Below are 14045 nucleotides of genomic sequence, written 5' to 3'. Positions count from 1 at the left end.
GAGAAAATACTGGCGATGGCCTACAGCAGAGGAACACTCCTGCCTCAGCACCAATGCATAATCCAGCGGTAGCCCTGGCAAATAATGACTACCCCAACGCAACCCCACAGGTAAGCCAGTCAGGCCCTGCTGATCAGCAACATAAAAACAAGACATGCAGCATTCGGGACTTTCTCAAGCATAGTAAAGAGAAGTTCAGACCCTCGAATCGAAAAGCCAGCAACGCTTTTCTTCGCAGCGCCACCAACCAGCCTTCAAACAGAACTCCGGCTGCACCTTCGCCTGAGCGCTCTTCAAACTCCAGCGCCGAGTACAGAGCGGCAACACCAGGCGGCAACTCCCGCATAGGTTTAGCGCCCGGACTCAATAAACGCGAGGCTACCCCCTCAATCAGCGAGGGTCTGTTAGCGGACTATGTTCCCTTTACCGGCGAGAGTGAGAACGAGCATTTCTTACTGGATGAAATTGCGGGCACTGATGCTCTGGCGGGCCTGAATCTCAGCCCAACGCCGAAAAGCAGCCCTGTCCCCAGTGATATTGCCTCGGAAAGCTCCGTCAATAACCTAACTGGCGAGCATGGCCTACGCCGCGATGAAGACAGAGAAGCGGGCCTGGCACTGGCCGAAAACAGACGGGATGCGCACCCACAGACACCAGAGCTACGCCGCGTACTCACATCTGACACGTCAGAAACCGTACCGGGCAGAGACCCTGGCAAAAGCAGAAACCCGCTGGCTCGTGCGAGCCATTGGGTCAGTCATCATGCCGATGGCACCGAGTCCAGAAAGCTCAAAAAGCTCAGCCCGGAAGAAAAAGCAGTTTTAAAAGCGGATAAAAAAGCGGCGAAAGAGTCACGGAAAAACCCGCCCAAGGTCGAAGGCTACGACCAACTTGATTTCAAGGGCGATCGCATCGAACTCAAGTTATCCAATGGTAAACTCGGCTTCGAAGAAACCTCGTCAAAAAGCACAGCAGCCTTTCTGAAACTGTTTCTGGCAGGACGTGAGTTCACGACGTTCAACGAGCTTATCAACGAGCAAGACGACACCAACCCGAAAGGACGCTACCGCGCCCATGCCGTCGACGCCAACGGAACTTCACTGTTAATCAATAAAGATGAGTTTGGCATTATCGCCATGCGCTCAAGTCACCCGACATCGCAACTTACCAAGGCAACCCCTCTGCCGGAACCAGATAGTCATATTGTTGGTCATGCGATGAGCATCTTTACTGATAGCAATGGCCAGACATTCAGAACCGATCACAGCGAGCCACTCATTTACGATCACAGCCATGACAAAAAGGGAGGATGGCGCCCCATTCTTCACCCCTCACGCATTGCAACGATTCAGGCCTCAGAAACCGCGAAGTGGCATGACCTCACTTTCAGCTCTGGCAAAGTCATTGCCACCATGAGCGATCCGGACAATAACCGTTTTGCACTTTACGATTTAACATTCTCAAGCGATTCGCCCAAAAAGCTCTATGAGTCAGACCGCCCTATTCTGTCGTCCTTTTTCAGCCACGCCAAAACCCTGGATATGGGTAATAGAACAGGGGAAAACGACGAGAATGGAAACATCGATCTTGCCGTACTGAGCAAGAATCCTGAGGGTGGTTATCAGGCCAATATCATCCAGCATCGCTGGAACAGTAATGAACGCGACTTCACTCCCACCGAGAAGCAGATCCCTATTCAACTGGAAGAGTACGAAGGCACCTTTCTGAGAAAGCCTGGCCAGCAAGACAACAATAAAGCCAGCGGATATATCACGCCGGGCTTACCCGCCCAACTGGCCTTTCAGGATGGCGAGCTGCTGCTGGCGGACACCCTTGGTGAGCTGTTTAAACTCGATACCACTAACACGACCAACAATAAATTCACCCATGTGGAAACCAAGCTCAATGAGCTGGGCGACCAACATGCCTTCAAGAAATTTTTTGCTGACAGTACCGGCAACTTACATGCACTGGTGCTTGGTGATAGCGGCTATACCCATTGCTGCCCGGCCATCCAAGATAAAAAAGGCATCAACTTCAACTCTGGCTGGAACATGGGCGATAGACGCCGCATCACCAATGAGAATGGACTAAGCGCTAAAAACGAACTCTCAGACCACGTTTATATTGAGCGCTTTGGTGCTGCTCGCGTTCAAAGTAATCGGCTTGAGTATCGGGATGCGCTCAGTGGTCGCTGGGAGAAAATCCCTGACGTCGACGTCAGTAGCGTTACCCGAAGCTCCCATGGCGCCTTTTATGCCATCAGCGGTGGAAAGATCAAGAAACTGAACTTCCCCGAGAAATCCAGCCAGATGCCCATGGGTAACTCATTTTTCGCCACAGGCGTACAACGGAACACGCCCACTATTGGTGGCATGCTGGTGGGCACCAATGCATCGGACAACTTTGTCTCTGCAGCCATCATTAATGATGAGAACTACGCGGCTCTTGATCAGGATGGCAATATTACTGTGCGGCGGCATAACGCCAGCACCCATGCGGAAAAAAACCCGCCCTACACGCTTGCCATGAATAACTTTCCCACGGATGACAAGCCTAAGTCCCTGTACCTTGACTCAAAACGCAACCTGATCTGCCTGACCGAAAAAAACGAACTCTACAGCTTGCCTGAGAGCACATGGAACCGGGATAGCTATCGACGCAGTGACTCATGGAGCCCAATAGCCCTTCCCGACGGAGCAAGCGACCCTGAAAATGCAGGCAAGGTGTTCTTTGCCTCCCGGGATCTGTCGTCTTTCCATATTCAGGTGGGTGACAATCACTGGGAACTGGACGAAAACCGCGAATGGCGAGCGCCCTCTTCTGAAGGCAGTCAACCCGCCAGCACCGGGGAAGCCCAGGGCGACCCTGAAGGCGCATTGCAGCCATCCAATGCAGCAACGGGAACTCATGCCAGCACACCTCTCACCTTAGATGCTAAAAGCAACAATGCATTTGAGACTCATTTTACCGATGTTCGCGACAAGAGCCTGTCACACCGATTCGGCTCAAAATATTTCAATACCATTGTCACCAAGATAGGTCTGTCAGATAACCAATGGGATCGTAAGCCTCACAGCAATCAACTCAGCCGGATGCAGGAAAATTTAAGATTTCCGCAGCACTTCAACTCAGGAATCAAGGCTATTGCTGCTCGTCACCATGGAGAAAAAGACCTTAAAGACACGGTATATGCCAAAAGCCGAAGAGAAATGGAGCAATTCCATACCAATGTGCACGCGGCCAAAGAACTGGAGCCCTACAACTTTAATGATCGCACGCTGGCCTGTATGGCAGCAGCAAGCCAGCTTCCTCCTGAGCAAAAACAAGCCCGCGAGCGGTTGGTAACAAAGCTGGTTGAAATGGCCAATCGCCTTGATAACGACAACCGCCGACTGTTGATGAACATGGCGGGAGACAGTGGCTATATTGATAAAGAAGGCAACCTGAAAAGACAAAAACAGGAAAGCTGGCATACACGACGAAACCATGCAAAAGGCCATGACCTGGTCGATGAGCTTCGCGACCTGTTCAAGCATCATGGCATTGACTCCAAAGGCAGCACTGCCTGGCACTTTCTGGAAAGACTCAAGAGACATCAGCTGACCCTCGGCCATTCCGTTGATGAGATTGGCCTTGGACGAACACGCGACACAAAAGACCGCTCGGCATTAGCCAAAGCAGCTCTGATGGAGAACATGAACAACTTCACCAGGATCGCCGATTTGCTCAAAGCACTTGAAAACCCTGAGGTTGATGCCGAGGCAATACCTGCGGCAGAGGAAGAAGGCGAAGCCCGGCCCAGCCTGGCAGACATTGCCCAAAACCTTTTCAGCGATATTGAAGGCAGCAGACTTAACCAGCTCTCGCGCTTTGGCATCGCCAGCTTCAAGCAGGCTGAAAACACTTGCCACAACATCAATAAATTGCAGAAGTATCTTCGCGATGAAGGCAGCCAACTCACTCTGACCATGAAAGCGCACTTCGATGCCGACAACACGGTGGCGCTTAAAGAGAAGCTTCAAGCCTCCATCCTGGCGCTGCCGGAAGATCACTCAACCAGCTTTACTATTAACAGAGATGGCGGCGTCAATGTTGGCTTTGGCCTCCCGACTCCGGACTTTATCAACCCGCTGCTTGGGGTTAACGGCGGCATGTCACGCGGCATCTCTTTTGAAAGGGATGGCGGAAAAATCATCGTTCAGATCCATGGCCATGCGACTCAGAGCCTGACCAGCGGCTTCGTTATCGGGAAAGACCTTTTAGGCTATCTGGAGGACCAAAACGATGCGCTCCAAGGTAACGTTAATGGAGCAATGACCTCGCTAAAATTGCGCGCCAGCATGGCAACCACAGGAACGGCAACGAGTTCCAACCGCGCGACGTTCCGCATGACGGTCGATGAAGACAAAATTCCGGAGCTGCTCAATAAACTGATGGGCGAAACCGAACCTGAGCCCTTTGGCATTCTTGATATGGGTGATGACATCGCCTCCGGCAAGGGCCGCCTGCTTTCTGCCGCGCTCGATACCTCAGGGCGCCTTGGCTTGCGCGCTGGTATTGGCCCGGAGTTGACGGGAAACAGTGTGGAAGCCCGCTTTGATGCCGGGCTGGGTATCCAGGTGGATGGCCCTATTACCAGCCGCACTGAAGACAAACTCCGCTCAGAAGGCGGAGTGCGCCGTACTCAAACCAATCAAAATCAGTTATTACGCAGAGTTGAGGTGAGTGCCAGCGTTGAAGGACAGGCAGCATTCGGCGCGGGTCTCAAAAAGGAAGAAAAAGGTTCCTCCAGCATCGCCTCTTTCCCCAATCTCACTGCCCTCGGCATCTCAACCGTTTTGGACCTCTCCAAAACGGAAACTGCCGCGCTGCATTACCAATTACCTGAAACCATCTCCTACGACGCCTTTGCCAACATGCTGAACACACTCAAGTCAGTCTTCAGTGACAAGGCTTCGATAGAGAGAATTGAGGAAGGCGCACATAAGACTAAGGAAAGCTTCAAGGTGCAGCCGCAAACGGAGGGAGAGCTGACAACGAAGAGGCTCGACTACCTGCTCAGTACCTTTGAGAAGTACCAGCACTCGGGAACACCTGCGCAAAAGAACGTCATGCTGCAGCTGAACAACCTCTACAATCTTTCACTCGCTTCCGACAATAAAGGCTTCTTACTGGGGCAAACGAAGTTTTCGGTGGTGGACAAAAACACTAACCGCCTTAACCACAAGAAATTTGTCGAGCAGATCTGCAAAAGCGCCGGTCTGGACAGCACGACGCTGCAGGGACGACGTGACATTGATACGCTCTATGATCCCAGACTTCAGCAACTGCTTAATGGCATCAAATATAAGGACGATGCCGCCGTCATCATGAATTACGAGCTGAAACCCAAAGTTAAGGCCGATATCGACCGCATGCTGGCATCCGGCAAACACGCGATTCATGACAAGGAAATCATTGCCATGCTAAAGGACCCAGGCTGCCGACGACTAAAAGAAATCCGCGTCGTCACCGGGGCGCATATCGATGAGAAATTCCGCCTGGGACTGGTCGTCGCTGGCGGCACCTTTACCCGCAGCAACCAGACCAGCGTCGATACCCGCATCACACTGGATTACCTGACACCTCTGGACATGCTGCCCAACCAGTACAATCTGGGTGGGCGAGTCGCTATCGACCAACCTGACCTGAAAGCGGCAGCGAAGGATCTTTCTGAACGCCGCAACTTCCGCGTTCAGGACTAAGCCCGCCGCCAACAAAAAGCCGCCTCCCGATCAACCTCGAGAGGCGGCTTACCCAGGTTGAAACAGGCGTGAATCGCCGCACTTACACTGGAATCGGCAGATCCACAAACTGATGCTCGATACCAAACTGCTGCGCCAGATGCGCCCCCAGAGCCTGCACGCCGTAGCGTTCAGTGGCATGGTGACCCGCAGCAATGTAATGGATACCCAACTCATTGGCGGCATGCACGGTGGGCTCAGAAATTTCGCCACTAATAAAACAGTCCACGCCCTGATCATAGGCTTTCTGAATCATTGACTGGGCAGCACCGGTGCACCAGGCGATCCGTTTGATCTCTTGCGGCCCCTGGCCGACACGCAATAGCGCCTGACCGGTCAGTGCCTCAATATCAGCGCTCAGGCTCGCAATAGTGGTTTTCGGCTTGGGCGTACCCACGAAGCCGACGGGAAACTTGTCTGCCGTATCAAGCCCACCCTCGACCGTCCAGCCCAGTAAACGCGCTAGCTCAGCATTATTCCCCAGCGAGGAATGAGCATCGAGGGGCAGGTGGTAGGCCAGCAAACTCACCCCTGCGGTTAGCAGCGCCTTGAGCCGGCGCTGCTTCATTCCGGTGACAACCGGATCCTCCCCTTTCCAGAAGTAGCCGTGGTGAACCAAAAGCACATCGGCATTAAGCTCAATGGCGCGCTCAATGGTTTCCAGGCTGGCGGTCACGGCCGAGACAATCCTGCGAACCTCGGGCTTTCCTTCCACCTGCAGACCATTGGGGCAGTAATCACGAAACGCTGACGGCTGCAGGGTTCGGTTTGCTTCATTGACTACTTCGTGCAGAGAAACGTGATTCGTCATGGGTGCTCCTTGAATCCCCCGAGGGGTAGTCTTATGTTAGCGAGCACGTTAACAGGAGGTCCCGTGAATGAAAACCTCATGGCTTAGCACCTGCCGAAGCTTTCTTTGGCCAGCCATTACCGGGGTTGCTGTGGGCGCTGCGCTTCTGGCCTGGCACCGCCCTACTGAAGCTCCCACCCAGGCGCCTGCCGTCAGTGCCATTCCGGCACAGGGGCCAGCCAGTTATGCCGATGCGGTTGAACAGGCCGCGCCTGCGGTCGTTAACATTTACACCCGTACCTATCAGAAAGTTCCGGTTCACCCGCTACTCAACGATCCGCTGTTCCGCCGCTTCTTTAACCTGCCGGACTCACCAACGCGGGATCGCATTCAGTCCAGTCTGGGCTCAGGCGTCATCATCGACAGCAAAGGCTACGTCGTCACCAATCACCATGTGATCAATAACGCCGATGAGATCAAGGTGGCCCTGCGCGATGGCCGCGAAGCCGATGCCAAGGTGATAGGCAGTGACCAGGATGCCGACCTCGCCCTGTTAAAGATTGATCTGCCCAACCTGCCGGTGATCAAAACCACCGATGACTCAACCGCCCGCATCGGCGATGTGGTGCTGGCGATTGGCAATCCTTTTGGTGTCGGCCAGACCGTCACCATGGGTATCATCAGTGCTAAAGGCCGCGCTCAGCTTGGCCTGAGTGCCTTCGAGCGCTTTATTCAGACGGATGCTGCCATTAATCCCGGCAACTCGGGCGGTGCGCTGGTTGATACTCAGGGGCGATTACTCGGCATCAACACCGCGATTTTTTCCAAATCCGGCGGCTATCAGGGCATTGGTTTTGCGATTCCGGCCAATATGGTGAATCAGGTGGTCAAGGACCTGGTCCAGTACGGCGAGGTGATCCGCGGCTGGCTGGGTGTCGAAACCCAGGAGCTTAAAACCCAGAGCAAGGATAACGCTTCCTCCGATGCACTTCTGGTGACTTCCCTGTATCAGGACGGGCCAGCCGAACAGGCCGGATTACGGGTTGGCGACATCATCACACGTATCGACAACAAAGCAGTTATGGGCAACAACTATTCGCTGTATCAGATTTCCCAAATGAAGCCGGATACGAAAGTGATGCTCCATATACTTAGAGGACAAAACGAAACTGACATTCAGGTCAAGGTGGGCAAACGACCAGCAAGCCTACGCTGACATTGAAAATCATGATGAAAAACAAAGTTTGGAATTCGTAGGGACAGCACCTATATTTCTTTAGGGAACTAACTGACAAAAAACGTCACCTAGTTAATTCCGTTTGTTTTTCAGAGCCTTAGCGAAACCCCAAGGAAGGAGGAAATTCGTTAGGGCTGCAATGATTTTCAAAAAAGGATGTGAGCAGTGCCGCATATTTTTGACCGCCTGCGCCCCTCTCAGGGCGTGACTTCTCTTGACACCTCAACACCCCAGAATTCGCACAGCTCCCGCTTTCGTCAGCACACTCAATCCGCCAGCCGCAGCGATGCCGTTGCCGCGCTCAATTCCCAGAATCCGCAACACCCGGACGTCAATCAACAACCCGGCAAGGGCTCTCACCGCCATCGTTTTAGCAGCTTCACCAAAATGCGGGAGAGCCTGAGCAACCCTTTAGCCAAGCTCAAAAGTGCCAAACAGCCATCCGGGCGCTTTGAAACACCCAGCCAACTGGATGCCCAGCGCATGAACCAGGCGGCGCCCGCCCGACCCGGCACGCCTTTTAACGAAAACCAGCGTCCTGAGCTGTCTCCCATGCCAAGTCAGGAGCGCCGCCCCCAGCCCCGTGTGGAACCGCGTCCTTTCGCTGATAATGCCGCGCCTGAGGATTACCACCGCGCGCCGAACCTCAGCGTTCGCAACCCGGCACTGAACACTCACACGCCTTTAACCCAGGGCGCGCTGTCATCCCTTGAACTCAGCCTGAGGGACTCGGCCAGCGAGCACTCCTCCATCATTCCCCCCGCCTCAGACACAGCGACCCACTCCGCCTTTGATGCTGGCAACCTCTACGCCCCGACCGACACTGACCGCCATAACTCGGTGGATGAACGCATCCAGCCACCATCCTCTCGCTTTCGCCAGCCTCAGCCTGAAAGCGACTATGATGCCAGCAGCGAGTACAGCGACAGTCGCAACAGCGCAGAAAGCCGCCATCCAACGGACAACGCTTCCGTCGACGACGGCGCCAGCCTGCAACACCAGCAAAGCCGCGGCTACTGGGACTCACTGCTGGATGTTTACACTCAGGATCAGCCCGGGGAAACCCTGGACGGCGCCAGCCAGAGGGGGCGAGAACCGGACACGCCTGGCACGCAGCTGACACCGCTGCAGGAACTGCAGGCAAAACTGGATGACATGCTGAATAACCATGATGCCTTCGATTCTGAGCTTCACTCCCCGGCACTGACGCCTGCCACAACAAACCGCTCAGATCAGACACACAGCTCTCAAAGCTCAAACAGTTCGGCCGGGACGGAATACACACAGAACACAGACAGCTCCGCCAGCAGTCAGACATCGGCATCCGACGATGCGCCAACAACCAAAACCAAACGCACCAACCCTTTCAAACGCGCGCAGCACTGGGCGACCCATCACAGCAATGGCGACCCCATCAACAAGCTTCGTAAACGAGGCATCAAAGCGCCTGAACCTGAAACCCCGATGGAGGGCCAGGGGCTGCAATTCCAGCTTGCCGTGAAAGACAACGGGACGCTGGAATTTCAATCCAGAACCTCACCGGAGATGAAGGAAATTCTCTCCAAGACCCTCGGCGCCCACGGCCGCCAGTTCACCGAAGTTAAACAGATTGGTCACGGCGACACGCCCTACGGTAGCCGCGCCTACCTGAAAGACACGGCGGGTTTTTCCCATTACCTGAGCAGTAACGACACCGGCCTGATTGCCATGCACACCAGCCTGCCGCGCAGCGTGGTGCAGGTTCAGGCGCAGGTGGATCTGCCGGACCGGCACCATCACGGACTGATTAACGGCATCTTTCAGGACAGTGGCGATAACAGCTTTCGCATGCACGACAACCAGCTGCTGCGCTTCAATGGCAAAACCCTGAGCTGGAACCCGGTCGCACGACCAGCAGCCCTCCCCTGGTCACAATTACAAAGCAGTGGCGGCCATATCACGGCACAGACAGCGCTAAGCGATTCGCACTTCCAGCTGCGTGATCTTTCGGCAGAGCAGAAGGTGTTGTTTGAATCAGACAAACCCATTCACTCTCACCACCGCGATGCCAACGGCCGGATTGCAGCCCTGGTACTGGATGAACAGCAGGGGCATCAGGTCAGCCTGATGACGCCCAACGGTGATGGCTCCATGAGTCAGCGCAGCTTCCGCTTTCATCTGAATGCTTATGTGGCGAAAGACCCAAGCCAAAGCATCGAACCCGGCCGCCCGGCTCACGTGGCCGTCAGTGGTGACAATCTCTATATCGCGGATAGCCATGGCGAGCTGTACAGCGTTTCTCTGAGCAATGAGATGAATCCCAATGCCAAGGGCTCCATTCCCCTTCGTCATCATGCCACCGAGCTGGAAGAGTATGGTGATGAACACCCCATCAAAGGTTTCTTTACCAACAGTCGCGGAAACCTGAACGCCATTGTGCAGGGCCGAAGCGGCCAGTTGCACAGCTGCCTCGAACAAGGCCGCGGCGAATTGAGCCCAAGCTGGAATTTGTCGGACACCCTGTCCTTCTCCAATAAAAACGGCATTCGCACTGAACCGGGCGAGAGCGCCAGCGTGCATCTTGATCGTTTCGGTAGCATGAAAACCCAGGGCGGTCGCCTGCAATACCGCGATGCGCTCACTAAAACCTGGCAGGAAATGCCGGGCGCTCACACCATCAGGAACGTTAGCCGCGGTCTGGATGGCAACAGTTACGTGGTGGCCGATGGCCAGGTAAGACGCCTCGCCTTCACCAGCGCCAGTGATAAACAGGTGATGGGCGCGAACATCTATAACCTCGGCATCCAGCGCAATCAGCCTGGCATAAGCGGCCAGTTGCTGGGCGGCACCGCGCAGGACAAATACGTCAGCGCAGCGGTCATCCATTCCCACCATTACATCGCACTGGATGAGCAGGGACAGGCCACGGTTTTCAACCATTCCCGCGCTCACCATACCCCCAAGCACCAGCCTTTACAGCTGACCAACACAGGCCTGCCTGAAGGCGAGACTCTCAGCAGCATTTATTTTGATCGCCGCAAAAACCTGATTGGCCTCACCGACAAGGGCACCGTGATGCGGATGCCTGTGGATGTCTGGAGCCGCGCCGATGCCGACAAGACCAGTCAGTGGCAACCTCTCGCGGCCCCCGGCAGCACAAATACCGCCGAAGCCGGTCAGCCAGCGCATATTTCCACCCAGAATCAACAACAGCTGACACTGAATCAGAACGGCCAGTCATGGAACCTGAATACCGATGGCAGCTGGCAGGAAGGCAACGCCGCCAGCCCGCCTGATGTTTCCGCCTCCACGCCTTTTGACACCAAGTTCCAGCGCCTTGCCGATGCTCAAAAAAGCAAACGCATCATGGGCCGCGAAGTCACTCTGAAAGCCGGAGCACTGGGTTTTAGCAACATCGAGAAAAAACAGAATATTCAAAGTGGCTTTCGTGAACGCCTACGCGCTCACTACTTCCGCATGGATATGCAGACACCGCGCCCGGTCAAGATTTCAGCTCAGGCGATTCAGCATCAGTACAAGGGGCGTGACGGACTCGCGGATGTGTATGACAGCATGCATGACCTTTACACCGCACTGCACACCCGCAACTCACAGCATGGCGCGCCCCGCCAGCCGCTGGATCAGCGCCTGCACCGCTTGCGCAACCCAAACCCCGCAGAGAACCTGGCCTCGCTGGGCGAGGACGGTCAGCGCTTACTGGATGATATTAAATCCTTCCGCGATGAGCTGGACCGCTCCACCTATCACGCCCTGTCACTGGTGGCAGCGAAGGCCAATCTGGTGGATCAGCATGGCGTACTGAAACCCAAACCCAAGGCCAAACATCAAAATACCGGCGTGCAGGCCCACGATCATGACCTCACCCAGGAGCTAAAAGCGGTCTGGGATCGCAATGGCATGCAATCCACTAACAGTGAAGCGGCCCGCTTCCTCAAGGCACTGGATGAGCGCGGCGTAAGGCTCACCCATACCCGCGATGAAGTCGGCTCGCGTCGTCGTGACACCAAAGATGAAGCCAGCATGACCAAGGCTCGTCTGGTGTTGAACACAACGGTGCTGGATCAGCTGGACACCATTCTGACGCGCCTGGAAGACCACAGCCTGGGGAATGAGCCCATCAATGAAGCAAGCCTGACCCGTATTCGTCAGGACTTCCTCAACCTGCGCGAGAATGATTACCGAAATCATCCCGTTCGCGCCTTCAGCGACATGGGTCACGGCAATCTCAAGGATCTCGAAAACAATTACGACACCGCCAAGGGCTTTATCAAGGCCTTCACCAAAGACGATCACGGCGTGGCCATGACCAGCCGCTCAGCACTGGATGCCACAGACAAGGCAGAACTTAAAGCGGCCATGACGGAGGTCATCCAGTCCCTGCGCGAAGGCGATTCAGTCTCCTTTGGCCGCGCCTATGAAGGCGGCGTAAACACGCTCTATAACCCGGTCACCCAGCTGGCCATCTTCACTTCGGTGATGGCCGGCGCCACCTCAGGAGTATCCCGCTCCTTAACCTTTATGCGTGACGAAGGTGATCTTTACGTCACCATGGGCAAGAACAAGGCCCAGGGCATCAGCCTTGGCGGTTTCTTTGGCCAGAACGTATTGCCCATCATGAGCGGCGTCGAAGTGAATAATCCGGCGTTTTCAACCGCCTTCAATACCGATGTCGGCGGCGGACAACTGGCAGGCTTTGACCTTCGCGCAGGCTTCGTTGCCTCCAACGTTTTTGGCCATACCTCACGCAGCGGCCTTGAGTTTGGCATCGCCGAAAATGATATCGAGAGTTTCGTCAACGGACTGGTGGACGGCACCGCCACTCCTGAGGATCTCATGCAGCAAGGGGTCGATTTCGCCAACAAGCATGGCCGCACTCTCTCCTACAGCTTCGATATGAACGGTCGTTTTGGTGTCCGCGCGGGTTCCGACACAACACCGCGCACCAGCAACCCCTTTAACCGTATTCGTGGCGAGGCGGGCATCACCCTCGGTGCCAATATCGCTCACTATGCCCGCACCGTGGATGAGGACTTGGCCGAAGGCGGCAAACGCGATATCACCGGCACCAAGTACGGTCTTTTTAACAGTGCCAACGCTTCGGCAGGCCTGTGGCTGCAGACCTACCTGAGCGTCAATGCCACCGAGGATGGCAATCACCAGCTGCAGGATTACGGTGCCTTTAATGGCGTGGAAGGCCGGGTCACTTTTGAGGATTCACGTACCAAGCAAGTGGATGTTCAGGTAAAACAGCCCGGCCCCCTGCCCCACGATGCCGTCAGCAAGCTGATTACCGAGTTAGAAAGCCACTTCACTGATCAGGAAACCCTGCGCCGACTGGAGGAAATCCGCAATCTGGAAAGCCAGGATTTCAATGAGCGCCCTGACGCTAATGAGCTTGATCTGATGAAGCTGGCGCGACTGGAAACCTACTTCACCAGCCGTCTTGATCCGAAACTGGATCAGCGTGAGGCCATTAACGATCTGATTGCGATGGGGAACCGGGCGCAGGCCCACAAAAACCAGACCTGCCAGTTGGGAGAGGTCAAATACAGCACGACCTACACCAACCTGCGCAAGCTGAACAAGGAATCCCTGACACAGGTGCTGCTCTCGCATCTATCCCCCGGCAAAGCCACCACCGCCGCCAAACAATTGGAGGAATTTGCCACCCAGGACCCGAAACTGAACGCCCTGATTGAAGGCCTTCGCAAAACCCCCAATGCCATCGGCAAGGTGACCATGGAGCTCAAACCGAATATCCGCTTAGCCGCCGAGCGCTATATGGCCAACCGGGAATTTTCAGGGGCGGACGTGGCCAAATTGGTGCAAGACCCAAACAACCTTCGCATCCGCGATATCAAGGTGATGGAGTCAGGCAAGCTCACTGAAACCTTCACTCCACTGCAGGTCATTGCGGGTGGCAGCAGCGTTTCAGCAGTTTCCATGGACAAGATGGTTGGGCAGATTTACTTCAATTACCCCTCGGATAACAGCGACAGCCCGCGCAGTTTCTCAATTCTGGGGGAAGCAGCCCAAGGCGATGACTCAACGCGCGAAGCTGCCGCCAGTCTGGCCGCACAGCATGGGCAGGAACTGGAATAAGCGCCGACAATCTTCCACGCCTATATAAACAGGGCTTTCAAATGAGCCCTGTTTTTATTTTGTCTTCTGCATGATTCATGGCATATAACCCGCTTTCATATAGCACCCTCCCGGGCTTATAAAACCGCTC

Annotated in this window: 4 protein-coding genes; 3 read left to right on the top strand and 1 reads right to left on the bottom strand. The window is 55.0% G+C overall.

Annotation, left to right across the window (positions count from 1 at the left end; genetic code table 11):
• The first annotated feature begins 53 nt into the window (after positions 1-53).
• Positions 54-5747, top strand: a complete 5694-nt coding sequence (locus ACKC9G_RS11060) for an AvrE-family type 3 secretion system effector (protein WP_411405260.1) — start codon at positions 54-56, stop codon at positions 5745-5747.
• Positions 5748-5829: 82 nt separating this feature from the next.
• On the opposite strand, the gene ACKC9G_RS11055 is transcribed toward ACKC9G_RS11060, so the two are convergent.
• Positions 5830-6597, bottom strand: coding sequence for a Nif3-like dinuclear metal center hexameric protein (locus ACKC9G_RS11055; protein WP_411405258.1), 768 nt, complete (start codon positions 6595-6597; stop codon positions 5830-5832).
• A 67-nt stretch (positions 6598-6664) separates the two neighbouring features.
• Between ACKC9G_RS11055 and ACKC9G_RS11050 the strand changes: the two genes are divergently transcribed.
• Together ACKC9G_RS11050 and ACKC9G_RS11045 are read left to right on the top strand one after the other, a co-directional pair.
• Positions 6665-7792: a trypsin-like peptidase domain-containing protein gene (locus ACKC9G_RS11050; RefSeq protein WP_411405256.1), complete on the top strand. Its 1128-nt coding sequence runs from the start codon at positions 6665-6667 to the stop codon at positions 7790-7792.
• A gap of 186 nt (positions 7793-7978) precedes the next feature.
• Entirely contained in the window at positions 7979-13915 is a 5937-nt protein-coding gene (locus ACKC9G_RS11045; protein ID WP_411405254.1) for an AvrE-family type 3 secretion system effector, read from the top strand.
• Positions 13916-14045 lie beyond the last annotated feature (130 nt).

The sequence above is a fragment of the Pokkaliibacter sp. CJK22405 genome (assembly GCF_046614695.1).
Taxonomy (GTDB): Bacteria; Pseudomonadota; Gammaproteobacteria; order Pseudomonadales; family Balneatricaceae; genus Pokkaliibacter.
The sequence above is the reverse complement of the archived record's forward strand: the minus strand, read 5'-3'. Positions and strand labels throughout refer to the sequence as shown.

What these genes read in the sequence shown, in the direction of transcription:
- ACKC9G_RS11060 (WP_411405260.1), top strand. Translation starts at nt 54, where the DNA reads ATGCATAATCCAGCGGTAGCCCTGGCAAATAATGACTACCCCAACGCA.
- ACKC9G_RS11055 (WP_411405258.1), bottom strand. Translation starts at nt 6,597, where the DNA reads ATGACGAATCACGTTTCTCTGCACGAAGTAGTCAATGAAGCAAACCGA.
- ACKC9G_RS11050 (WP_411405256.1), top strand. Translation starts at nt 6,665, where the DNA reads ATGAAAACCTCATGGCTTAGCACCTGCCGAAGCTTTCTTTGGCCAGCC.